The 22,904-nt window shown below is 70.6% G+C and carries 22 protein-coding genes, 1 tRNA gene and 1 pseudogene; 16 read left to right on the top strand and 8 right to left on the bottom strand.

What is annotated here, in order from left to right; translation table 11 throughout:
- Positions 1 to 56: 56 nt before the first annotated feature.
- The 4 genes from ACZ58V_RS31245 to ACZ58V_RS31230 form a co-directional block, all read right to left on the bottom strand.
- Positions 57 to 950, bottom strand: a complete 894-nt coding sequence (locus ACZ58V_RS31245) for a cellulose-binding protein (protein ID WP_468197722.1) — start codon at positions 948 to 950, stop codon at positions 57 to 59.
- A 144-nt stretch (positions 951 to 1,094) separates the two neighbouring features.
- The gene (locus ACZ58V_RS31240; protein ID WP_382832233.1) at positions 1,095 to 1,556 is read right to left on the bottom strand and encodes a carboxymuconolactone decarboxylase family protein; all 462 of its coding nucleotides are present in this window, start codon (positions 1,554 to 1,556) and stop codon (positions 1,095 to 1,097) included.
- A gap of 152 nt (positions 1,557 to 1,708) precedes the next feature.
- Complete coding sequence (locus tag ACZ58V_RS31235; RefSeq protein ID WP_471294162.1) at positions 1,709 to 4,486, bottom strand: SUKH-4 family immunity protein; 2,778 nt, start codon at positions 4,484 to 4,486, stop codon at positions 1,709 to 1,711.
- An 8-nt stretch (positions 4,487 to 4,494) separates the two neighbouring features.
- Positions 4,495 to 5,499, bottom strand: coding sequence for an SMI1/KNR4 family protein (locus ACZ58V_RS31230; RefSeq protein WP_468197726.1), 1,005 nt, complete (start codon positions 5,497 to 5,499; stop codon positions 4,495 to 4,497).
- A 401-nt stretch (positions 5,500 to 5,900) separates the two neighbouring features.
- Here ACZ58V_RS31230 and ACZ58V_RS31225 point away from each other — a divergent pair, with 401 nt between their 5' ends.
- Together ACZ58V_RS31225 and ACZ58V_RS31220 are read left to right on the top strand one after the other, a co-directional pair.
- Complete coding sequence (locus ACZ58V_RS31225; RefSeq protein WP_471294159.1) at positions 5,901 to 6,521, top strand: YwqJ-related putative deaminase; 621 nt, start codon at positions 5,901 to 5,903, stop codon at positions 6,519 to 6,521.
- Between the two features lie 94 nt (positions 6,522 to 6,615).
- On the top strand, positions 6,616 to 7,110 hold the full coding sequence (locus tag ACZ58V_RS31220; protein WP_471294157.1) for an SUKH-3 domain-containing protein: 495 nt from the start codon (positions 6,616 to 6,618) through the stop codon (positions 7,108 to 7,110).
- A gap of 24 nt (positions 7,111 to 7,134) precedes the next feature.
- Here ACZ58V_RS31220 and ACZ58V_RS31215 read toward each other — a convergent pair whose 3' ends face one another.
- Positions 7,135 to 8,439, bottom strand: a complete 1,305-nt coding sequence (locus ACZ58V_RS31215) for a sensor histidine kinase (protein WP_468197732.1) — start codon at positions 8,437 to 8,439, stop codon at positions 7,135 to 7,137.
- Between the two features lie 168 nt (positions 8,440 to 8,607).
- Between ACZ58V_RS31215 and ACZ58V_RS31210 the strand changes: the two are divergent.
- From ACZ58V_RS31210 to ACZ58V_RS31180, 7 genes and pseudogenes are all read left to right on the top strand, one after another.
- Positions 8,608 to 9,468, top strand: a pseudogene (locus tag ACZ58V_RS31210) (hypothetical protein).
- Between the two features lie 23 nt (positions 9,469 to 9,491).
- A tRNA-Gln gene (locus ACZ58V_RS31205) sits at positions 9,492 to 9,564 on the top strand.
- A gap of 124 nt (positions 9,565 to 9,688) precedes the next feature.
- The gene (gene glmU, locus ACZ58V_RS31200) at positions 9,689 to 11,134 is read left to right on the top strand and encodes a bifunctional UDP-N-acetylglucosamine diphosphorylase/glucosamine-1-phosphate N-acetyltransferase GlmU (protein ID WP_468197736.1); all 1,446 of its coding nucleotides are present in this window, start codon (positions 9,689 to 9,691) and stop codon (positions 11,132 to 11,134) included.
- 147 nt (positions 11,135 to 11,281) lie between these two features.
- A complete protein-coding gene (locus ACZ58V_RS31195; protein ID WP_215120928.1) occupies positions 11,282 to 12,262 on the top strand; it encodes a ribose-phosphate diphosphokinase in 981 nt (326 codons plus the stop codon).
- Positions 12,263 to 12,448: 186 nt separating this feature from the next.
- Complete coding sequence (locus ACZ58V_RS31190; protein ID WP_468197738.1) at positions 12,449 to 13,045, top strand: 50S ribosomal protein L25/general stress protein Ctc; 597 nt, start codon at positions 12,449 to 12,451, stop codon at positions 13,043 to 13,045.
- A gap of 69 nt (positions 13,046 to 13,114) precedes the next feature.
- Positions 13,115 to 13,717, top strand: coding sequence for an aminoacyl-tRNA hydrolase (gene pth / locus ACZ58V_RS31185; RefSeq protein ID WP_468197740.1), 603 nt, complete (start codon positions 13,115 to 13,117; stop codon positions 13,715 to 13,717).
- A gap of 42 nt (positions 13,718 to 13,759) precedes the next feature.
- Complete coding sequence (locus ACZ58V_RS31180) at positions 13,760 to 14,263, top strand: hypothetical protein (RefSeq protein ID WP_468197955.1); 504 nt, start codon at positions 13,760 to 13,762, stop codon at positions 14,261 to 14,263.
- A gap of 79 nt (positions 14,264 to 14,342) precedes the next feature.
- On the opposite strand, the gene ppc is transcribed toward ACZ58V_RS31180, so the two are convergent.
- Positions 14,343 to 17,075, bottom strand: coding sequence for a phosphoenolpyruvate carboxylase (gene ppc / locus ACZ58V_RS31175; protein ID WP_468197742.1), 2,733 nt, complete (start codon positions 17,073 to 17,075; stop codon positions 14,343 to 14,345).
- Between the two features lie 293 nt (positions 17,076 to 17,368).
- Here ppc and ACZ58V_RS31170 point away from each other — a divergent pair, with 293 nt between their 5' ends.
- The 4 genes from ACZ58V_RS31170 to ACZ58V_RS31155 are packed head-to-tail and all read left to right on the top strand — an operon-like array spanning position 17,369 to position 19,603.
- The gene (locus tag ACZ58V_RS31170; RefSeq protein WP_468197744.1) at positions 17,369 to 18,388 is read left to right on the top strand and encodes an acyl-CoA desaturase; all 1,020 of its coding nucleotides are present in this window, start codon (positions 17,369 to 17,371) and stop codon (positions 18,386 to 18,388) included.
- Complete coding sequence (locus ACZ58V_RS31165; RefSeq protein ID WP_184598139.1) at positions 18,385 to 19,062, top strand: TetR/AcrR family transcriptional regulator; 678 nt, start codon at positions 18,385 to 18,387, stop codon at positions 19,060 to 19,062. The genes ACZ58V_RS31170 and ACZ58V_RS31165 overlap by 4 nt, the downstream gene beginning before the upstream one ends.
- A gap of 41 nt (positions 19,063 to 19,103) precedes the next feature.
- Positions 19,104 to 19,358 carry a type II toxin-antitoxin system Phd/YefM family antitoxin gene (locus tag ACZ58V_RS31160; protein ID WP_468197747.1) on the top strand — a complete coding sequence of 85 codons (255 nt, stop codon included), beginning with the start codon at positions 19,104 to 19,106 and terminating at the stop codon, positions 19,356 to 19,358.
- Positions 19,355 to 19,603, top strand: coding sequence for a type II toxin-antitoxin system RelE family toxin (locus ACZ58V_RS31155; RefSeq protein ID WP_468197749.1), 249 nt, complete (start codon positions 19,355 to 19,357; stop codon positions 19,601 to 19,603). The genes ACZ58V_RS31160 and ACZ58V_RS31155 overlap by 4 nt, the downstream gene beginning before the upstream one ends.
- Positions 19,604 to 19,612: 9 nt before the next feature.
- On the opposite strand, the gene ACZ58V_RS31150 is transcribed toward ACZ58V_RS31155, so the two are convergent.
- Positions 19,613 to 20,431 (bottom strand): trans-aconitate 2-methyltransferase, encoded by an 819-nt coding sequence (locus tag ACZ58V_RS31150; RefSeq protein ID WP_471294149.1) that lies wholly within the window; start codon positions 20,429 to 20,431, stop codon positions 19,613 to 19,615.
- A 127-nt stretch (positions 20,432 to 20,558) separates the two neighbouring features.
- Between ACZ58V_RS31150 and tamR the strand changes: the two genes are divergently transcribed.
- Entirely contained in the window at positions 20,559 to 21,056 is a 498-nt protein-coding gene (gene tamR, locus ACZ58V_RS31145) for a MarR family transcriptional regulator TamR (protein ID WP_215120920.1), read from the top strand.
- Here tamR and ACZ58V_RS31140 read toward each other — a convergent pair.
- Positions 21,015 to 21,782, bottom strand: coding sequence for a LuxR C-terminal-related transcriptional regulator (locus ACZ58V_RS31140; RefSeq protein WP_468197753.1), 768 nt, complete (start codon positions 21,780 to 21,782; stop codon positions 21,015 to 21,017). The two genes, tamR and ACZ58V_RS31140, sit on opposite strands and share 42 nt — an antisense overlap.
- A 305-nt stretch (positions 21,783 to 22,087) precedes the next feature.
- On the opposite strand from ACZ58V_RS31140, the gene ACZ58V_RS31135 reads away from it, so the two are divergent.
- Together ACZ58V_RS31135 and ACZ58V_RS31130 are read left to right on the top strand one after the other, a co-directional pair.
- Positions 22,088 to 22,546, top strand: coding sequence for a GNAT family N-acetyltransferase (locus tag ACZ58V_RS31135; protein WP_471294146.1), 459 nt, complete (start codon positions 22,088 to 22,090; stop codon positions 22,544 to 22,546).
- A gap of 45 nt (positions 22,547 to 22,591) precedes the next feature.
- Positions 22,592 to 22,816 carry a hypothetical protein gene (locus ACZ58V_RS31130; RefSeq protein ID WP_471294143.1) on the top strand — a complete coding sequence of 75 codons (225 nt, stop codon included), beginning with the start codon at positions 22,592 to 22,594 and terminating at the stop codon, positions 22,814 to 22,816.
- Positions 22,817 to 22,904 lie beyond the last annotated feature (88 nt).

Raw genomic sequence — 22,904 nt, 5'->3', positions numbered from 1 at the left:
TACGAGCGGCGGTCGGGGCGTCACCCACCCGCGACCGTGCCGCACGCGGGCCGGTGTCACTCCCCCGCAGGCCCCGCCGGCCCCGCCCACGCCGCCAGGCTGGCGTGCACACGGTCGATGTGGGCCCGCACATCCTCTCCCTGCTCCGCGTGCGCGCGCAGCAGCCGCTCCGTCTCCTCCTCGACGCGGTCCGCGTGCTCCCGGGCCTGGGCGACCAGCTCCGCGGCACGCTCCTGCGCCTCTTCCTGCCGGACCCGGGCCGATTCCCCGGCGTCGGCCAAGGCCTGCTCCGCCTCGGACAAGGCCCGCTCGGCGCACGCCACCTCCTCCGCGTGCCGCGCGTCCAGCGCCTCCGCCCGGTCCGTCTCCTCCCGCTCCACCTCCGCCCAGCGCTCGGCACGCTCCTTGTCCCGCTCGGCGAGCATCCCGGAGGAGCGCTGCCGCATCTCCCGCAGCGCGGCCAGCGCCTCACCTCGCTGTTCCTTGGCCCCGCACCGGACCGAGACACGGATCTCGTCGGCCTCCGCACTCGCCACGAGCAGCCGCTGCCGGGCCCGTTCGTCGGCGTCGGCGCGTACGGCGTCGGCCTGCGCCTGCGCGGACTCGCACAGTTCGGCAGCGGAGGCCCGCGCCTCCTCCACGAGGCGCCGCGCCTCCTCCCGCGCCCTGTCCCGTACGGCCGCGGCCTCCTCCTGGCCGAGTTCGAAGAGCCGCCGCGCCCCCTCACCCAGGGACTCGTAGTCCTGCGGGGCGAGCCCTGCCACGGTCTCCCGCAGCAGCGCCAGCTCCGCGTCCATCTGCCGGGCCAGCACCGTCAGCCGGGCGGCCCGCTCCCAGGCCGCGTCACGATTCTGGGAGACGGCCTCGGCGTATCTGTCCACCTGCTCGGGACGGTAGCCGCGCCCCCGCCCGACCACGAAGCCGTGCGGCGACACCGACGCGCTGCTCATCCTGGAACCCCTCTCCACCTCACCGACGCGAAGCCGCACAAGAAACGGGATGATTTCGCGCACATCTTGGTGGATCAGGCAGAAGTGTTCATAACGCGACACTCCGCACAGAGGTCACGGGCCTACGACCGGACCGTACGGCCGTCAGCCCCACGTGGTGCCGACGGGCTCCTGGATCGTCGTGTTGATGCGGTTGAACATGTTCGTGAGCGAGACGGTGAGGATCAGCCCGGAGAGTTCCTTCTCGTCGAAGTGGTCCGCCACCTCGTCCCACAGGGCGTCCGGAACCGACTCCTCCGAGAGGTCCGCGAGCCGTGTGACCGCCTCCGTCAGCTTCAGCGCCGCACGCTCGGCGTCCGAGAAGAAGGGGGCGTGACGCCAGGCCGCGACGGCACTGATCCGCTCCTCGCTCACCCCGGCCTTGCGGAGGTTGACGGTGTGCCCGTGCACGCAGGCGCCACAGCCGTTGATCTGGCTGGCGCGCAGACCGACCATCTCCGCCAGCTCCTGCCCCAGCCCACCCTCCCCGATCGCCTGGAAGAGGGTGCCGATGCCCTTCATCGCGCCGGGAAGGACGTACGCCGGGTTCGTCATCCGTGCCTGCATGATCTCTGCCTCCTGGGTGGGCGGTGCGTCGCTGTCACCGCACTGACGAAGCGGCACGAGGAGATGTGACAGCCGGCCCGGCACGAAGAAGCCGGGCCCGGTCGCACGACCGGGCCCGGCTTCTGTCACCGCACGTCAGCGGCGGCGACGTGTCACAGCAGTCCGTCCCACATCTGCTCCAGCAGCACCGACCACCAGCTCTCCGGCGACCCAAGTGCCGCCGGGTCGAGCGCGGCCAGCTGGGCCTGGAAGTCGACGGTCCAGCGGCCCGCCTGCTCCTGGTTCAGCCCGAACCGCAGCCGCCACATCCGCCCGAGCAGCGCCAGACAGCGCGCGAACTCCGGCAGCCCGGTGTTCACGAACTGCGGCGGCACGGGCGCCCCGCCCGGCCCCGCCTCCACCGGCACGGCGACGATGTTGGCCGTGCCGTACTGCACGCAGATCGCCTTGCCGAAGTCGCTGCCCATCACCAGATAGGAACCCGCGTCCGAGGCCGGCTGCACACCGCGCTCGGCCGCCAGCTCCGCCAGCGTCGGAACGGGCCGGCCCGGCTGCGCCTGCGCCCAGAAGAACGGGCCCATGTCCATCGGCAGACCGGCCGCCACCAGTGTGTGCGCCACGACCGGCGGCACCCCCTGACGGGACACCGCGGCCTGCTCGAACCGGAACACACCCGGCCCGAACGCGGCCCCCAGCTCCTGCGCGATGGCCTCCGGCGGGACCGGCGGCGCCGCCTGCACCGGCGGCAGCGGAGCACGCACCGGAGCCGGACGCGCCGGGCCGTCCGCCACCTGGTGCAACTCGCCCTGGTGAGCCAGCAGCTGCTGCATGCCCTGCTGCCGGCTCGCGTGGTCCGTGCCGTACGGCGCGATGCTCGTGATCCGCGCCTGCGGCCACTGCTCCCGGATCATCCGCGCGCAGTACGCACCCGGCAGTTCGCACGACTCCAGCTCGGTGTGCAGCTCCAGCACCTGGTCCGGGGGCACGTTCATGGCCCGCAGCTCGTGGAAGATCTGCCACTCCGGATGCGGCGTACCCGGCGCCGAACGCCGGATCAGCTGCTGCTCGGAACCGTCTTGCGCCCGGTAGCGCAACACGGCCTGGTAGCCGGGACCGACCGTCGGCTGCCCGGCGGGCGGCTGCGGATAGCCGTACGCCGGCGGCTGCCCGGGGACGGGCTGACCGGGCGGCGGCATCGCGCCGGGCGGCATCGGCGGCGCGGCGGGTGGTGCGCCGGGGGCCTGCGGCGGCGGAGGCACGCCGGGACCGCCCGCCGGGGGCGGCGAGGCCAGCATGGTCTCGGCATGGTGCACGGGCCCCGCACCGGCCCCGGGCGCACCCGGGAAGCCGGGAGCACCGGGAGCACCGGGAGCACCGGGCGGATGCGGAGCACCCGGAGGCTGGGCCGCGCCAGGAACGCCCGGCGCACCCGGCGCACCAGGAGGCCCCGGGGGCTGAGGCGCACCCGGGCCCGTCCGACCGGGATCGGCAAGCATCGTGGCGGCATGGTGGACACCGCCCGGGGGCGTACCACCGGGGGCACCAGGCGGCTGCGGCGCACCAGGAGCACCAGGCGCACCCGGCGGCTGCTGCGGAGGCAGCGGCGCACCCGGGCCCGTCGGAACCCCGGCCCCCGAAGAACCCCCGGCACCACTGGGACCCTGAGGAGCCCCAGGACCACCGGGACCCCCAGGCCCTTCAGGACCAAGCGCCGACACCATCTGCGTCGGCACATACCCACCCGCCGGAGTCCCCGGCGCACCGGGCCCCGACGGCGGAGGCGTATCGCCCGGCCGCGCACCCGGCGTACCCGGTGCGCCGGGCGGAGGCGGCGTGGTCGCACCCGTGCCCCGCCCACGACCCGGCGGCGGAGTCGCCTTGCTGGTCGCGGCGTCGGCGATGTCCCCGGCGTTCGGCGCGAGCGGCCGCTCGGGCCCACCCGGCCCGGCCGGCGGCTGCGGATAGCCGTACGGCTGCCCGCCCGGCACGGGCGGAGGCGTACTCCCCTGCGGCACCCCACCGGGCGGCGTACCCGGCCCACCCTGAGGCGGCGTACCCGGCCCACCCTGAGGCGGCGTACCCGGCCCACCCTGGGGCGGCGTACCCGGCCCACCAGGAGCGGCGCCCGGCCCACCCGGATAGCCGTAGCCCGGACCGGCCGGAGCCCCGGCACCCTGCGCGTTCGGCGCATCCGCCGGAGGCCCGTCCACCGCCGGCGTGACCGCCGTCCGCGGAAGCTGACTCCCGCCGGAGATCAGCGCCGTCTTGGCGTCGGATGCCGTCGCGGGCGGCGGCGTGCTGTCGTCGGCCTCGCTCAGCGGCGGCGCGAAGACCGTCGCGGGCAGCGGTACGGAACGGTCGTCACCGCCATCGCCGTTGGTGTCCGTACCGGCCCAGGGCGTCGCCCCGGCAGGCGCGGCCGGAGCCACCGGACCACCCGGAGCACCGGACGCGTCCGAGTCACTCCCCCCGGCGGCCGGCCACGACGCGCCACTCCCGGAAGCGGACTCACCAGCAGAAGCAGAAGCAGCAGCCCCGGCCCCCCGCCGATCCGGAATCCCCAGCTTGTCCGCCGCGTCCTGCAACCACTCCGGCGGAGTCAGCAGGAAGGACGTCTGGTTCAGATCCACCCGCGCGGGCGGCGCCGGCGCCGGCTCGTCCACCGCGTCCGGACGGCCGTACTCCTCCTCGTACCGGCGGATCACCTCACCCACCGGCAACCCCGGCCACAGCGTCGCCTCGCCGCTGTCCCGGGCGATCACCAGCCGCTGCGCGCCCCCGTCCGAGCGGGGCCCGTCCGAGCGGTCCTCGGCCCACACCACGAACCCGAGGTCGAACTCCCGCACCCGCACCTCACGATGCTGGTACGACGGCAGGTCGCCGTTGATCCACTCTTCCGCGCGCTCCTGCGCCTGAGCGAAGGTCACCATCGCCGAAGTCACTCCCCCACAGCCGAGGACGACACCGCACCCACCGGCACCACACGCGCGAACCCGCCGTCCACCATCAGGTTCGCCACCGTCTCCAACTCCGGCGGATTGCCCGCCAGCCGCGACAGGAAGACATCGAAGTCGTCCCCGCACGGCAGCAGCAGTCGCTCCACCCGCTCCGCCGGCGGCGTCGAGGGATCCACGTCCCGCGCGTCGTCGTACGCGCAGAACCACACGGAGCCGATCCGCTCGCCCTTCACCTTCACGGCGAGCAGCCCGCCCTGGACGAAGGAGATGCCCAGGTAGTCCTTGGTCAGATGGTCCCGCAGACACTTGTTGACGTACACCAGGTCATTAACCGCGGCCTCGTCCCGCACCGTGAAGAACGGCTGGTCGACCAGCAGCCCCAGCTCCGCGTCGAGCGCGGCACCCACCGGCGCGCAGCCGCCCGCCGCCTTCAGGAACGACCGGTACGCGCCCGGCAGCCGGTAGCCGAGCTCCTCCTCGACGCCCTGCACCTGCGACTCCGTCACGGCCACACCCGACTTCGGCAGCCCGAAGTGCGCCGGACGCGTCTCCTGGAGCGGGCGCGTGCCCCGCTTGCCGTGGTCGACACCCGACGTCGCCACGCCGCCGTGATGCCGCAGCAGCGCCTTCACCTCGACCGGGACCAGCTCCAGCCGCCGCGAGGCGACCGCGTGGTGCCAGGTCCAGCCGTGCGGCGTCGCCACCGCGGGCACCGTGTCCCACAGCTCGTTCCCGGACGCCGACAGCGCGCTGTTCGCCGACACGTAGTCCGTCAGCCGCAACTCGTCGACGCCGAACCCCTCCGGCGGCTCCGCGATCTCCGCGACCGCGCGCGCGTAGGGCGAGAAGTCGGGGTAGCCACGCTCGTCGACCCGTACCCCTCTCGGGTGACGGGCCGCCCGGACCGGGTCCGGGAAATGCACGACCTGCCCGGCGTAGGCCGCGTTCGGCGGCGCGGCTTGCTGCCCGAGCCGACCTGTCGTCATGGCGGTTGCCCCCTGCGGCACTCTGTACGAACCGTATTGACCACCCTTGGCGCACTACGACCCGTATCGACTGTCACGTCTGTCTGTCTCGACTGTCCGTCTCGACTTCTCTGCAGTTCCCTGCACTTCCCTGCACGCGCCGACCCCGCGGATCACCCTCCGGTTCACTGCATCGATCTCCGAACGGATCACCGCATCGCCCGCGGTGCCGACAGCCTATGCGGTACGACGACACCGGTCACCGGCACCGGTCGGCGCCCCCTCCGCTTCCGTGACCAGCCGTCACCCCACCGTGACGACACGCCCCGGAACGGGCGTGTCGCCGCGCCCCAGCTTCCGCACCAGCCACGGCATTTGGCAGTCTGTGACCCCCGGGGGGATGCACGGAGGGGTAGACGATCATGAACGCGACGCAGACGGGACCACACACCGGCAGGTCCGCCGACCCACGAAACGGCGACCCCCGGCACGGCGACCCGCGGCACGGCGACCCACGAGGCACCGATCCTCGCCACGGCGACCCACGAGCCGGCGCCCCCCGCAACGGCGATCCCCGCATCGGCTGGAGCGCCACCGAAGCGGCCCACGCCCCCGTCCTCCACCACCGCCGCGACGGCATCCTCCCCACCGTCGCCGCCGCCCTCTCCGTCCGCGGCGCCACCCTCACCGGCACCGCCGTCCGCGGCGACACACCCCCCGCCCTGCACCCCCTCGTCCAGGACTTCCTGGACACCCTCACCAGCGCCCAGCGCGACCGCTTCACCGGCCGCTGCGCCGAGACCATCCTCATCTCCCGGCACATCGCGGCGGCCGACACCACACGCAGCAAACGCGCCGCACGAAAACCCATGACCAACGGCGAGGCACGCAAAGCCCTCAAGCAGGCCAAACTCACCGCCCGGCACATCCGCGAGGACGGCGACCCCCTCCACGGCACCTTCGCCACCCCCTGCCGCGCCTGCACCGCGCTCAGCGCCCACTTCGGGGTCCGCATAGTCGACCCGGCGACCCAGAACGACTGACGCCCACCCCGACCCCACCCCCGAAGCACCCGGCACCCACGGCGCGCGCACCCCACGCCCGCCGCTCCCAGAACCTCGACGAGACGACGGGCAGATGCACACCGACCGCACCTCCTCCACCCGCTTCGGCGTACCCGTCGACGCCGCCCTGCGCGCCGCCGGCTGGCAACCCGGACGCTGGGACATCAAGCAGGCCGAGTACTGGGCCGACGCCCTCCGCGACCACGTCTCACCCGCGGGCCACCGCCACACCGTCTTCCCCGCCGCCGTCGAGGCCTGGGCCGAATTCGGCGGACTCCACATCGCCCCCACGGGCCCCGGCCGCCAGGTCGCCCCCGCCACCCTGCACCTCGACCCGCTGCACGGCCTCCACATGGCCCGCACCCTCGGCGACCTCGGCCGCGCCCTCGGCACCGAGGTCTGCCCCCTGGGCGCCGAGACCGACAGCCAGTCCCTCGTCGCCATCGACACCGACGGCCGCGTCTACACCCTCGACCACACCGGCGACTGGTACCTCGGCCAGGACATCGACCAGGCCCTGTCCACCCTCATCGCCGGCACGGAACCGACCCGCCTGACAGCGAGCTAGCACCCACCCCCGCAGCGACGGGCCCTACGACGCCGGAATCACCGCCGACACCCGGAAACCCCCCGCGTCCGTCGGCCCCGACACGAACACCCCACCCAACGCGGAGACCCGCTCCCTCATCCCCACCAGCCCGTTCCCCCCGGACGGCAACCGCGCCGACGACGCCGCCTCCTCGGCCGGCTCGTTCTCCACCTGCATCGCGATCTCCGACACCCGATGCGCCAGCCGCACATAGGTCTTCGCCCCCGCCGCGTGCTTGTGGACGTTCGTCAACGCCTCCTGCACCACGCGATACGCCGTCTGCTCGACCTCCGGCGCATACGACCGCTCGTCCCCCTCCACGGACAGATCCACCACCATCCCCGCGGCGGCCGACTGCCCGACCAGCTCCTCGATCTCCGCCAGACACGGCCCCTCGTCGTCGACGGCCCGCGAAGCCGCCGCCGCAGCAGCCGCAGCCGCCCCCACCGCCGCCAGCGGCACCGACACCGCACGCTCACGCCGCTCGTCCCCGCCACTGCGCAGCACCCCGAGCATCTCCCGCAACTCGGTCAGCGCCTGCCGCCCCATGTCCCCCACCAGCGCGGCGTTCCGCACGGCCTTCTCGGGATCCTTCCGCGCCACCGCCTGCAGCGCCGCGGCGTGCACCACCATCAGACTCACCCGGTGCGCGACCACGTCGTGCATCTCCCGGGCGATCCGGGTCCGCTCCTCGTTCCGGGCCCACTCGGCCCGCTCCTCCGCCCGCTCGGCGAGCAGCTGCAGCTCCCGCTCCAGATCGTCCGCACGCTCCCGCAGGCTCTCCATCAGCCGCCGCCGGGCCCCCACATACAGCCCGAGCAGCACAGGAGGCGCCGTGAACCCCACCGACATCGTGATGGCGGCGAAGGGCACGAACCAGTCCCCGATGTCCAGGTCCCCCCGCGACATGTCCTGCCGGGTCTTCACGAAGGTCACGATGAGCGTCCCCACCAACGACATCCCCGCCAGCGAGACGAGGATCCGCCGGGGCAACTCGGACGCGGCCAGCGTGTACAGGCCGACGATGCCCATCAGGAAGCCCATCTCGGCCGGCGTGATGGCGATCGACACCAGCACCACCGCGATCGGCCACCGCCGCCGCACGAGCAGCACGGAACCGGCCAGCAGGCCGAACACCACCCCCGCGGCCACCGGGATCCCGGCGTCCCTGGCGAACGGAATGCCCTCGAACCCGCACTCCAGCGCGGACACCACGGCCAGGCTCACATCGAACACGGCACTGCGCCGCCTGGCCCACCACCACGGCCCTCCCCGGGCCGTCACATGGTCTTCCCCCGTCGCGGTCATGCCCTCCAGCCTAAAGGCGCCCGCCGCCGGTTTTCCGGTGAGTTTCCCGGACTGGCCTACACCACACTCCGTGACCGTTCAGACGCAATACCACCCGATATCCCTCGAACTGCTGAATCGCTCACCGTTCGATACCGGAGGCCATCATTCCGCCCGGACGGTGTGCGTATGACACATGCACCTGGCAAATACGCCGACTTCGAGGGGTTGCGGGAGAGGGCGGTGGAGTTGCGACGCGCAGGCCTGAGCCGCCGCCAGATCCGCGACCGACTGCACGTCGACAACAACGACCTCCTCAACCGCCTCCTGGAGGGCGAGCCACCCCCGGCCTGGACGAAACGCCCGAACGCGAAGGACGACCTGAAGGAGAAGGCCAGGGAACTCCGACGCCAGGGCTGGACGTACGACCAGATCCAGGTGGAGCTGGGGTGCTCGAAGAGTTCGATCTCGTTGTAGGTGCGGGACTTGCCGAAGCCTGAGCGCAAGCGTTCAACCGAGGAAGCGTCGGCCATCGCGAGGCGCGGCTGGGAAGTCACGCTGCAACGGCGCGAGGAGGAACGACAGCACACGAAGGCGGTCGCCCAGCAAGCAGTCGGCGACCTGACCGACCGGGAAGTATTCCTGGCAGGAGTGGCCCTCTACTGGGCAGAGGGCGCCAAGGACAAGTCGTACAGCCGCCGCGAGAGGCTGCATTTCATCAACAGCGACCCGAACGTCATCAGATTCTTCCTGCGCTGGCTGGACACACTCGGCGTAGAACGCGAGCGCCTGCGTTTTCGGCTGAGCATCCACGAGTCGGCCGATGTGCAGGAGGCCGAAGAGTTCTGGGCCGGCCTTGCCGGCGTGGCACCCGCCACGTTCCAGAAGGCCACCCTCAAGAAGCACAACCCGAAGACAAGCCGCAAGAACACCTCGGAGGCATATCGCGGCTGCCTGATCATCTACGTGCTCAAGAGCGCCGACCTGTACCGTCGCATGGAAGGCGCCTGGTACGGCATAGTAGGAGGCGCCGCTCGGCGACCTGACTGAATGTCCGGTTTAGTCGGGATTATTCCCCCGTGGTGTAATTGGTAAGCACTGTGGCTTTTGGTGCCATCTGTCCGGGTTCGAGTCCTGGCGGGGGAGCACATGCTCAAATTCGGGCCCTGGTCGGCGACAGCCAAGTCAGGGCCCGCTCTCGTGTCCCCCACAAAACCCCCCGGTATCCTGCGGATGAAACCCCACCCCATCCACAGCCGAAGGGCATCCCGTGAGCGCCAACCGCCCGGCAGCCGTCGTCGTTCTCGCAGCGGGTGAGGGCACCCGTATGAAGTCGGCCACACCCAAGGTCCTGCACGAGCTCTGCGGCCGCAGTCTCGTCGGGCATGTGCTCGCCGCCGCGGGCGAGCTGCACCCCGAGAACCTGGTCGTCGTGGTCGGCCACGCCCGTGAGAAGGTCACCGCCCACCTCGGCGAGATCGCCCCCGCCGTCCGCACCGCCGTACAGGCAGAGCAGAACGGCACCGGGCACGCCGTACGGATGGGACTCGAAGCGCTCGGCGGATCCGTCGACGGGACCGTCGTCGTCGTGTGCGGGGACACTCCCCTGCTCACCGGCGCGACCCTCGACGCCCTCGCCGCCACCCACTCCGCCGACGGCAACGCGGTGACCGTGCTGACCGCCGAGGTACCGGACGCGACCGGCTACGGCCGGATCGTCCGCGACGACACCGGCGCCGTGACCGCGATCGTGGAGCACAAGGACGCCACCGACGCCCAGCGGTCGATCCGTGAGATCAACTCGGGTGTGTTCGCGTTCGACGGCCAGTTGCTCGCCGACGCCCTGAAGAAGGTGCGCACGGACAACAGCCAGGGCGAGGAGTACCTCACCGACGTGCTCGGGATCCTGCGCGAGGCCGGGCACCGGGTCGGGGCCTCCGTGGCCGGCGACCACCGGGAGATCGCCGGCATCAACAACCGCGTGCAGCTCTCCGAGGCCCGCCGGATCCTCAACGACCGGCTGCTGACCGAGGCCATGCTCGCGGGCGTCACGGTGATCGACCCGGCGACGACCTGGATCGACGTCACCGTCTCCTTCGAGCAGGACGCCGTCGTCCACCCGGGCACCCAGCTGCACGGCGCGACGCATCTCGGCGAGGGCGCGGAGGTCGGGCCCAACTCGCGGCTGACCGACACCCGGGTCGGGGCGGGCGGGCGTGTGGACAACACCGTGGCCGTGAGCGCCGAGGTGGGTCCGCAGGCGTCGGTGGGGCCGTACGCGTATCTGCGTCCGGGGACCCGGTTGGGCGCCAGGGGCAAGATCGGGACGTACGTCGAGACGAAGAACGCCACGATCGGGGAGGGGACGAAGGTGCCTCATCTCTCCTACGTGGGTGACGCGACGATCGGTGAGCAGTCGAACATCGGCGCCGCGAGCGTGTTCGTGAACTACGACGGCCAGGAGAAGCACCACACGAACATCGGCTCTCACTGCCGTACGGGCTCGGACAACATGTTTGTGGCGCCTGTCACGGTGGGGGACGGTGCGTACACCGCCGCCGGGTCCGTGATCACGAAGGATGTGCCGCCCGGTTCGCTGGCCGTGGCCCGTGGTCAGCAGCGGAATATCGAGGGTTGGGTGGCTCGTAAGCGTCCGGGGAGCGCGGCCGCGAAGGCGGCGGAGGCGGCTTCCCGGGAGTCGGCCGACGAGGGCTGACCGGAAACCGGTGCCTCAAACACGGCGTACGGTGATAAGTGCACACCCGCACTCCCACCAGTTGAGACGCCCTCTCGCGAGCCCGCTGAGAGGTCTCTCGACCCCAGATCGAAACCCCAGCTGCGACACCTCTGAGGAGACAGTGCTGTGACCGGGATCAAGACGACCGGCGAGAAGAAGTTGATGTTCTTCTCCGGCCGCGCCCACCCCGAGCTTGCCGAGGAGGTCGCCCACCAGCTGGGTGTCGGGGTTGTCCCGACGAAGGCCTTCGACTTCGCCAACGGTGAGATCTATGTGCGTTATCAGGAGTCGGCGCGTGGCGCCGACTGCTTCCTGATCCAGAGCCACACGGCTCCGATCAACAAGTGGATCATGGAGCAGTTGATCATGATCGACGCGCTGAAGCGCGCGTCGGCCCGGTCCATCACGGTCATCGTGCCGTTCTACGGTTACGCGCGGCAGGACAAGAAGCACCGCGGACGTGAACCGATTTCGGCGCGTCTGATCGCGGACATGATGAAGACGGCGGGTGCGGACCGCATTCTCACCGTCGATCTGCACACGGACCAGATCCAGGGCTTCTTTGACGGTCCGGTGGACCACCTGTTCGCGCTGCCGCTGCTGGCGGACTACGTGGGCCGGAAGGTGGACCGGGAGAAGCTGACGGTCGTCTCTCCGGACGCGGGCCGGGTGCGGGTCGCCGACCGCTGGTGCGACCGGCTGGGCGCGCCGCTGGCGATCGTGCACAAGCGGCGGGACAAGGACGTCGCGAACCAGGTCACCGTCCACGAGGTCGTGGGTGAGGTGAAGGGTCGCGTGTGTGTCCTGGTGGACGACATGATCGACACCGGTGGGACGATCTGTGCCGCTGCCGACGCGCTGTTCGCGCACGGTGCGGAGGATGTGATCGTGACGGCGACGCACGGTGTGCTGTCGGGTCCGGCGGCGGACCGTCTGAAGAACTCGCGGGTGAGCGAGTTCGTGTTCACGAACACCCTGCCGACGCCGGGTGAGCTGAGCGGGGACCTGGACAAGATCTCGGTGCTGTCGATCGCGCCGACGATCGCGAGCGCGGTGCGTGAGGTGTTCGAGGACGGTTCGGTGACGAGCCTGTTCGACGAGCAGTAAGGGCTCTCCCGGAGTTCCTGTAGATCGTTTTGGGTGCGGCCTCCCCTGCCGAGTAGACTGCTGCAGTTGCTCGGCGAGGGAGGCCGTTTCCCGTTGTGGGATCGGTGGTCCGTTATCGACGCGCTCTTCGTAGCAGGCCGTTCGTGGCCGGGTGACCACGTCCGTACCTGACTTCGAGGAGTGATTATGTCCGAGGTGAAGATCTCCGCCGCGACGCGCACCGAGTTCGGCAAGGGTGCCGCGCGCCGTATCCGTCGTGAAGACAAGGTTCCGGGTGTCCTGTACGGGCACGGTTCGGACCCGCTGCACGTGACCCTGCCGGGCCACGACCTGCTGATGGCGCTGCGTACGCCGAACGTCCTGATCGCGCTGGACATCGACGGCAAGACCAAGGAGCTGGCGATTCCGAAGGCCGTGCAGCGTGACCCGCTGAAGGGCTTCCTGGAGCACGTCGACCTGCTGCTGGTGAAGCGTGGCGAGCAGGTCAACGTCGACATCTACGTCCACACCGAGGGTGAGCTGGCCCCGGGTGGCTTCCTGCTGGAGCACGTGCTGAACGCGCTGCCGGTCGAGGCCGAGGCCACGCACATCCCGGAGTCCGTGACGGTCTCCATCGAGGGTCTGTCCGCCGGTGACTCCATCCTCGCCAAGGACATCACGCTGCCGAAGGGCACGACGCTGGCCGTCGAGGAGGACACCGTCGTCCTTCAGGTCCTGGCCGCGCAGGCCGAGGAGGCCCCGGAGGGTGAAGAGGCCGAGGGCGAAGAGGCCGCCGAGGCCTGATCCTCTTCGTCGTCGTTTCGTCGGCCGCTGTTCCCGTGCGGAGCAGCGGCCGACGCGTATGAAGGAGACATGGACGTGACGACCGATGCCGCCGCTCCCTGGCTGATCGTGGGGCTGGGCAATCCGGGGCCGGAGTACGCGGGGAACCGGCACAACGTGGGTTTCATGGTGGCCGATCTGCTGGCGGATCGCATCGGGGGGAGGTTCAAGCGGGCGGGGAAGGCTCAGGCGCAGGTGATCGAGGGGCGGATCGGGCCGCCCGGGCCGGCGAACCGTCGGGTGATTCTGGCGAAGCCGATGTCGTACATGAATCTGTCGGGCGGGCCGGTGAACGCGCTGCGGGATTTCTACAAGGTGCCGGTCGCCCATGTGGTGGCGATTCATGACGAGTTGGACATCGATTACGGGATGTTGCGGCTGAAGCTGGGCGGCGGGGACAACGGCCACAACGGGTTGAAGTCGATGACGAAGGCGTTCGGGGCGGATTATCACCGGGTGCGGTTCGGGATCGGGCGGCCGCCGGGGCGGATGCCGGTGGCGGACTTCGTGCTGAAGGACTTCTCGTCGGCGGAGCGCAAGGAGCTGGACTACTTCGTGGACCGGGCGTCGGACGCGGTGGAGGCTCTGGTGATCGAGGGGCTGGAGCGGGCGCAGAGTACGTACAACTCCTGACTTGTCACCCCGGGGAGTTGACCGGCCGTGTGGGTATGGCCAATGATCCCGGCCATGCCCCCCACCGCCACCGCCTCTCGCCAGAGCTCTCGTGCCGTGCTGCGGTTCGGTCGGTTCGCGGCGATGGGTACGGTCGCCGCGCTGATCCTGATCTCGGGTGTGTGGGCGTCGTGGGGTACGGCGCAGCATGTGATGCTGACGAAGGGCCGGGAGCGCGGCACGGTCGATGTGACGCGGTGCGGGCCGGACACGTGCACGGGTGTGTTCACGCCGTTGTCGGAGGGTGCGCAGCCGCGGCCGAGGGTCGAGATCGCGAAGTCGGTCGCGGTGGAGAGGGGCCGGACCTACACGGTGGTCCTGAAGCCCGGCAGTGACGACGCGGTCCGTTCGGGCCCGGCGGGGATTCTGTACGCGTGGATTCCGCTGGGTGGTGCGCTGTTGCTGGCGTCGGTCGTGGTGGCGGGCGGGTTGTTGCGGACGCGGGTGGCGTGGGTGCTGGCGCTGTCGGGGTTCGCGCTGCTGACGGCGGCGTTCTTCGCCGTGTGAGGTCAGGTGCCGTCAGGCGAAGCAGAGGTGCCCCCGGGTTCGTACGGATACGAACCCGGGGGCACCTTCGTTGTGTGGCTCAGCCGGTGTTGCGCAGGCCCGCTGCCACGCCGTTGACGGTGAGGAGCAGGGCGCGGGCGAGCAGCGGGTCGGGCTGTTCGGCGGCGCCGACGGCGTCGCGCTGCCGCTTGAGCAGGGCGACCTGGAGGTAGGAGATCGGGTCGAGGTAGGCGTCGCGGATGGCGAAGGTCTGCTTCAGGACGGGCGCGGCGTCGAGGAGTTCCTCTTCGCCGGTCACGCGCAGCACCTCACGCACGGTCAGTTCGTGCTCGGCCTTGATGGTGTCGAAGACGTGCTTGAGTTCGTCGGGGACGAGGGTGTCGACGTAGTGCTGGGCGATCCGCAGGTCGGTCTTGGCCAGGGTCATCTCGACGTTGGAGATGAAGTTGCGGAAGAAGTGCCACTGTCCGTGCATCTCGTCGAGGACCGTGTCCAGGCCGGCCTCGCGCAGTGCCTTGAGGCCGGAGCCGACGCCGAACCAGCCGGGCACGATCTGCCGTGACTGGGTCCAGCCGAAGACCCACGGGATGGCCCGCAGCCCGTCGAGGCCGGCGCCGGTGTCCGGGCGGCGTGAGGGGCGGGAGCCGAGGTGGAGGTCGGCGAGCTGGTCGACGGGCGTGGAGGCGAAGAAGTACGCCGGGAGGTCGGGGTCTTCGACGAGCCTGCGGTAGGCGGCCTCGGCGGCCTCGGAGACGACGTCCATCGCGGCGTCCCAGCGGGCCAGGGCCTCGTCCGACTGGCGGGGGGCGGTGTGCAGGGCGGATGCCTGCAGGGTGGCCGCGACGCTCAGTTCCAGGTTCTCCCTGGCCAGGGCCGGGATGAGGTACTTGTCGGAGATGACCTCGCCCTGCTCGGTCACCTTGATCTCGCCCTCCAGGGTGCCCCAGGGCTGGGCGAGGATGGCGTCGTGGGTGGGGCCGCCGCCGCGGCCGACGGTGCCGCCGCGGCCGTGGAAGAGCCGGAGGCGGACGCCGTAGCGGTGGGCGACGTCGCGCAGGCGGCGCTGGGCGCGGTGGATCTCCCACTGGCTGGTGGTGATGCCGCCGAACTTGGAGGAGTCGGAGTAGCCGAGCATGACCTCCTGGACGTCGCCCCGCAGCGCCACGAGCCTGCGGTACGACGGGTCGGAGAGCATGTCCTCCAGGATGGTGTCGGCGGCCTTGAGCTCGTCCGTCGTCTCCAGCAGCGGCACGATGCCGATCTTGGCCCAGCCGGCGTGCAGGTCGATGAGTCCGGCCTCGCGGGCGAGGACGGCGGCGGCGAAGACGTCGTCGGCGCCCTGGCACATGGAGATGATGTACGACTCGATGACCTCGGGTCCGAAGACCTCCAGGGCCCGCTTCACGGTCTGGAAGACGCCGAAGGTCTTCTCGCCGGGCGCGTCCACGGGCGCCGGGGTGGGCGCGAGGGGGCGGCGGGAGCGCAGTTCCTTGGCGAGCAGCCGGGCGCGGTAGTCGCGGGGCATGTCCGCGTACCGCCAGGACTCCTCGCCGAGCCGGTCGAAGAGCTGGCCGAGGGCGTGGTGGTGGGCGTCGGCGTGCTCGCGTACGTCCATGGTGGCGAGCTGGAGGCCGAAGGCGGCCAGCGTGCGGATGGTGCGGGCGAGGCGGCCGTCGGCGAAGAGGCCGCCGCGGTGCTCGCGCAGGGAGCTCTGGATGATCCGCAGGTCGTCGAGGAGCTGGCTGGTGCCGAGGTAGTCGCGGCCCGGGACGTGCGCGGTGCCCTTGGCGAGGCGCTTCTTGGTGTTCTCCAGCTTCTGCCGGATGCAGGTGGCCTTGAGCCGGTAGGGCTCCTCGGCGTTGAGGCGCTTGTAGCGGGGGCTGATCTCGGGGAGGTTCTCCAGGTCGGTCTGGAGGGAGGTCAGCAGTTCCTCGGTGGCGCCGGCGTAGCGGATGGAGTTGGACAGGAAGCCGCGCAGCTCGTCGATCGTCTCGAGGGCGTCGTTGATGCCGTGCTCATGCTGGAGGATGAGGACGTCCCAGGTCACCTGGGGTGTGACGTTGGGGTTGCCGTCGCGGTCGCCGCCGATCCAGGTGCCGAAGGTGAGCGGGCGGGTGTCGTCGGGGAGCTTGACCCCGGCGCGCTCCAGCTCGGCGGTGAGGTCCTCCAGGACGTCGCCGACGGCGTTGGCGTGCAGTTCGTCCAGGTAGTAGATGGCGTTGCGGGCCTCGTCGGCGGGCTCGGGGCGGACGACGCGCAGTTCGTCGGTCTGCCAGACGAGGTCGATGTTCTCGGCGAGCCGGATGTCGAGGCGGCGGCGGTCGGACTCGATGACGGGGGTGTCGAGGAGTGCGGCGACGCGCCGGAGCTTGTTCAGGACCGACCGGCGCGCGGCCTCGGTCGGGTGGGCCGTGAACACGGGACGAATATTGAGGTTCCGGACCGTCTCGCGCAGGTGTTCGGGGTCGGCGTCCTTGAGCCGGTCGGCCGTACGGGCGAGCAGTCCGCCCTCGGCGGCGCGCCGGTTGCGCAGCTCGCGGCCGCGGTGGACCTGCTCGGTGACGTTGGCCAGGTGGAAATAGGTGGAGAACGCGCGGACCAGCTTGGCCGCGGTCTGTAGTTCCGTGCCGCGTAGCAGCTCGGCGGCGGCCTCGCCGTCCTCACGGGTGAGGCGGCGGACCTTCTCGACGAGTTCCAGGAGCTCGGGGCCCTCCTGCCGGACAAGGGTCTCCCCGAGGAGGTCACCCAGCCGGCGGATGTCGGCACGCAGCTCACTGCTCGTCGTCGTGGTCTGGTCGTCGGCACTGCTCACAGGTGCGGCTCCTTGCAGTGTTGAAGCTCGTCTGGGAGGGGAACCCGGACGGCGTCTCGCGCGGCGTGCGCCGCATACGGGCCGGACATCCGGGAAGAAATCAGAGCGGACCGCGCTGTCCGACCGACTCCAGGATAGGTGTCGGCGGGGACGCGCAGGCTCTCGGGCTCTTGCCGCCGGGCGGCGCACTGCCATACTTACGATGCCGTAGGTTACGGAACCGTAGGAAGCACTGCGGGGTTCCCGTGGCCCGGCACCCCCTTCACCCTCCTCATACCCCCCAGGGGACGCGTATGACCAGTAGTTCCGACGTGATCGAGGACGCCCCCGAGGCGCCCGGTCAGGCCACCGACGCCGCAGCCCCCTCCGCCACGCTGGGCGGCGAGCAGAAGCGGTCCATCGAGCAGATCACCCTCCTCCTCTTCATCGCCGTCCCGTTCCTCGCGCTGCTGGCGGCCGTGCCGCTGGCGTGGGGCTGGGGGGTGAGCTGGCTGGACCTCGGTCTGCTGGTCTTCTTCTACTACCTGGGGTGCCACGGCATCACGATCGGCTTCCACCGCCACTTCACGCACGGTTCCTTCAAGGCCAAGCGGCCTCTGAAGATCGCGCTGGCCATCGCGGGTTCCATGGCGGTCGAGGGCCCCCTGGTCCGCTGGGTGGCCGATCACCGCAAGCACCACAAGTTCTCCGACGCGGAGGGCGACCCGCACTCGCCGTGGCGTTTCGGGGAGACCGTCCCGGCCCTGATGAAGGGCCTGTGGTGGGCACACATCGGATGGATGTTCGACGAGGAGCAGACGCCGCAGGAGAAGTACGCCCCGGACCTGATCAAGGACAAGACGCTCCGCGCGATCTCCCGCCAGTTCGTGCTGTGGACGGTCGTGTCCCTGGCCCTCCCTGCGCTGATCGGCGGGCTGGTCACGATGTCCTGGTGGGGCGCCTTCACGGCGTTCTTCTGGGGGTCGCTCGTCCGGGTGGCCCTGCTGCACCATGTGACGTGGTCGATCAACTCGATCTGCCACGCGGTCGGCAAGCGCCCCTTCAAGTCGCGCGACCGGTCGGGCAACGTGTGGTGGCTGGCGGTGCTGTCCTGCGGCGAGTCCTGGCACAACCTGCACCACGCCGACCCCACCTCGGCACGGCACGGGGTGATGCGCGGCCAGCTGGACTCCTCCGCCCGGCTGATCCGCTGGTTCGAGATGGCCGGCTGGGCGTACGACGTGCGCTGGCCGTCACGCTCGCGTATCGATTCGCGCCGTAACGACGGGGAAGGCGGCTCCCGGCGCGGGAAGGAACCCGTCGAGGCGGCATGATGGTCGCTGTGGCGACCGACTCGAGCAGCACCCCCAGCAATGACAAGCCGCGGCGAGTGCGTCGCACGCGGATGACCGGCGCCGAGCGCCGCCAACAGCTGCTGGAGATCGGTCGCACCCTCTTCGCGACGAAGGGGTTCGAGGGCACCTCGGTGGAGGAGATCGCGGCGAAGGCCGGGGTCTCCAAGCCGGTGGTCTACGAGCACTTCGGCGGCAAGGAGGGGCTGTACGCGGTGGTCGTGGACCGCGAGATGCGGTGCCTGCTGGACATGGTGACGAGTTCACTCACGGCCGGTCACCCTCGCGAACTGTGCGAACAGGCGGCCTTCGCCCTCCTCGACTACATCGAGGAGTACACGGACGGCTTCCGCATCCTGGTCCGGGACTCCCCCATCCCCCAGTCGACGGGTTCCTTCGCCTCCCTGATCTCGGACATCGCCACCCAGGTCGAGGACATCCTCGGCAAGGAGTTCAAGAGCCGCGGCTTCGACCCCAAGCTGGCCCCGCTGTACGCCCAGGCCCTGGTCGGCATGGTCGCCCTGACCGGCCAGTGGTGGCTGGACGTCCGCAAGCCGAAGAAGGCCGAGGTCGCCGCGCACCTGGTGAACCTGGCCTGGCACGGCCTGGACGGCATAGAGGCGAAGCCGCACTTGATAGGGCGCCGCAAGAGCTGACAGAAGCACTCACAACATTAACCTTGTGGCACCATGTGCGCATGACTGAGATCACGATCAGCTCCGCCCGTTCCCAGCTCGGCGACCTGGTCCGGCGCGCGGCCCACAGCCGCGAGACCATCGCCATCACCGACCACGGCCACGTGGCCGCGCTGCTTGTGTCTCCCCAGGTGATAGAGGATCTCGAAGACGCCCTCGCGGTCGCGGACTACAAGCGGCGCAAGGCGGAGGGCACGCTCGGCGAGGGCATCCCCATGGCCGAGGTGCGCAGGCGGCTGGGGCTCGACAAGAAGTGACCTACGAAATCATCTTCGAGCCGCACGCCCTCGACGCCGCGGCGCGGTTCCTGAAGGAAGACCCTCACGGCCTCGCAGCCGTCCTGGACAGGATCGACCAGCTCGCCGACGACCCTCGTCCGGCGGGCACGGTTCCTTACGGAGTGGACATCCGCCGCCTGCGCGTCGGCGACTACCGCGTCCTCTACGTCATCGAAGACGAGGTGATCCGCATCCTCATCGCCCACCTCGGCCGCACCACCTGAACCACTCCCTCACCCTCGTTTCCGGGCCACCGCGAAAACCCGGCGGAACGGGAACGGGGTGCCCTGCGGCCCGGCCGGATAGGCGGTACGCAGGGCGGCCCGGTACTCGGTGACGAAGCCCTCCCGCGCCTCGGGGTCGTCGGCGAGGGCGGTCAGCACGGGCCTGAGGCCGGTCCCCTTCACCCAGTCCAGCACCGGGTCCTCGCCCTGGAGCAGATGGATGTACGTCGTCTCCCAGACGTCGGCGGTGCAGCCGAGGGCCGTGAGGTGCTCCAGGTAGGCCTCGGGTGTGAGGACGGCGTCGGCGTGGCGCAGCGTGTCGGCGAGCCGGTCGCGCCAGCGCGGGGAGCCGGCGAGTTCGCGCATGAGCCGGTGGCTGGGGGCGTCGAAGTTCCCGGGCACCTGGAAGGCGAAGATGCCGGACGGTTTCAGCCCGGCCTCCCAGTCGGCGAACCGCTCGACGTGCCCCGGCACCCACTGCAGCGTCGCGTTGCTGACGATCAGGTCGTACGGCTCGGCCGGCGCCCAGGTGCGCACATCGGCGTGGGCGAAGTCGAGACGCCCCCCGCCCGGGGTGGGGCCCTGGTGATCGACGTGGGCCTTGTCGAGCATCTCGGGAGAGTTGTCGTAGCCGGTGATCCGGGCGGTGGGCCAGCGATCGGCCAGGACCCGCGTGACGTTGCCGGGGCCGCAGCCGAGGTCGGCGATGCGGGGTGCGCTGCCGGGCGGCTCGGGGACACGGGCGAGGAGATCGGCGAAGGGGCGGGCGCGGTGGCCGGCGTGCCGGAGGTACTGGGCGGGGTCCCAGGTGGGGGCGGCAGCGGGCATGAAGTCCTCCGGATGTCCTGGTGGTGACCGTCAGGGACGCCCACCCACCGTGACATCGACATATCTCGACGTCAAGAAAATGGACGTCAAGAGACTCTACGTCGACACAACCACTACACTGATCGCCATGGAGGACGAGGTCGACCGGCTGGTCGCAGCATGGCGCCGGGAGCGCCCGGACCTCGACGTGGAACCGCTCGAGGTGCTCAGCCGCGTGAGCAGACTGGCCCGGCATCTGGACCGGGCGCGTCGGCTGGCCTTCTCCGAGCACGGCCTGGAGCCGTGGGAGTTCGACGTCCTGACGGCCCTGCGCCGCGCGGGCACGCCGTATCAGCTCTCGCCGGGACAGCTCCTCACCCAGACCCTGGTCACGTCGGGCACGATGACGAACCGCATCGACCGCCTGGCGAAGAAGGACCTGGTGGAACGCCTCCCCGACCCCAGCGACCGCCGAGGCGTCCTGGTCCGGCTGACGGACGAGGGCAGGGACCGCGCGGACCAGGCCCTGGCGGGACTGCTGGACCAGGAGCGCGCGATCCTCGCGGAGCTCTCCCGGGCCCAGCGCGGCGAACTGGCGGGGCTGCTACGCCAGCTGACCGCCCCGTTCGACAACATCCCCGGCTAGGTCGACGGGCCCGACTCCGGCCCGCCGGGCCAGGGCGACGGCGGCCAGGGTGGAATGCACGCCGAGCTTTCCGAGGACGTTCTGCATATGGGTCCGCACGGTGTGCGGTGACAGAAACAGCCGCTCGGCGACGGCCTTCCGGCCCAGCCCGGCGACCATGCACCGCAGCACTTCCCGCTCCCGCGGCGTCAGCGACTCGACCAGTTGCTCGCTCTCGGTGCGGTGCTTGCGGGCGGCGGTGAGTTCCCGCAGTACGCCGGTCAGCAGGGCGGGCGGCAGATGGGTCTCGTCGCGCAGCACGCCTCGGATGACGGTCAGCAGCCGGGACAGCGAGCAGTCCTTCGCCACCCACCCCGAGGCCCCGGCCTGCAGGGCCAGGGCGGCCCGCCGCGGGTCGTCCTTCTCGGCGAGCACGACGATCCGTACGTTCGGCTGCGCGGACCGCACGCCCGTGACGAGGGAGATCCCGTCGACGAGCCCGTCCTCGTTGCTCTCCTGCACCGGCACCGCGGGCCGTATGCCCGGCACCATGCCGCCCAGATCGGCGTCCACGAGCAGCACGTCGAAGCGCCGCCCCTCGGCGACCGCCCGCTCCAGGCTGCGCAGCGCGGCGGGACCGCTGCCGGCCGCGGAGACGTCGACATCGGGCTCGGCGGCCAGGGCCGCGGCGAGTGACTCCGCGAAGATGCGATGGTCGTCGACGACCAGGACTCGGATGCGAATCACGTAACCCCCTTCCCCAGGCTCCTGAGAGCAGGGGATTCCCCATCGTCGGAACACGACACCGCACGGATACGACGCCGGAGTGCCCGGCCGCTACGTCTGTCTGTCTGTCCGTCCCGCAGCAGCCTGACGGGGTCGCCGCAGCCGCACGGCCGCCGCCGTGCAGACACCGCTACCCCCACCCCGGGCGTCGTACCCGGCTGTCTCGCCCCCTGATCGGCACCGGCCCCCACCGGTGCTGTTCATCAGGGTACGGCCGGGGGCCGGGAGCGGAAGGTTATTTGCAGAACTGACTGTCCAGCACGTTTATGGTGTGCCGCATGTTCCGTCTTGAGACAGAAGTCGACAAGGCCCGACGTGATCTGCTCCGCACGCGCCTGCGGGAAGCGAACACAAACGCCTCTCCGATCCTGCGAGCTCTGCGCGGAACCCCGGACGAAAGGGACGTCCCGTTGCACGTGTGGGCTGTGAACGACTCGGACGACACTCTGGCCGGCGGCCTCGTCGGCTACACCTGGGCGACCTGGCTCCACGTCACCTACCTCTGGGTCGACGAACGCCACCGGGGCACGGGCCTAGGCGCCGCCCTGCTCCGCGAGGCGGAACGAATCGCCTCCAAGGACCGCGGCTGCCGCTCGTCCCGCCTGGAGACCTGGGACTTCCAGGCGCCTCGGTTCTACGAGAAGCAGGGGTACGAGGTGGTGTGCGTGATCCCGGACTATCCGCCGGGGATCACGGAGTACTCGCTGATGAAGAGGCTGGGCTGAGCCGACGGCCAGAGCTCGTCGAGTCGGGCGAAAGCGTTGGTCCGTTTGACTCACCCCCACCTCAACGGGAGCACATCGGCGGCTCTGACGTCCTGCGTCGACGAGAGCAGGGCGGACCTCAAGAACCGCGAGACGAACAAGCTGCAGGGCACCAAGACCACGCCCGACAGCTACGTCTTCTACAACCTCGGCCTGAAGAAGAACGAGGACGGTGCCTGGCAGACCTGGGATCTCACCGAGGACCGGGGGTCCCGGAGGTGCCGGCCCTGACGCTCGGTGCAAATGCCGCGTTGGCAAAGGAGCATGGAAGCTCCGATAGCGTTGGTTCGCTTGAGTTAACTTCACCTCAACGGGAGAC

This window comes from Streptomyces sp. NPDC040589 (assembly GCF_055594445.1).
The sequence above is the reverse complement of the archived record's forward strand: the minus strand, read 5'-3'. Positions and strand labels throughout refer to the sequence as shown.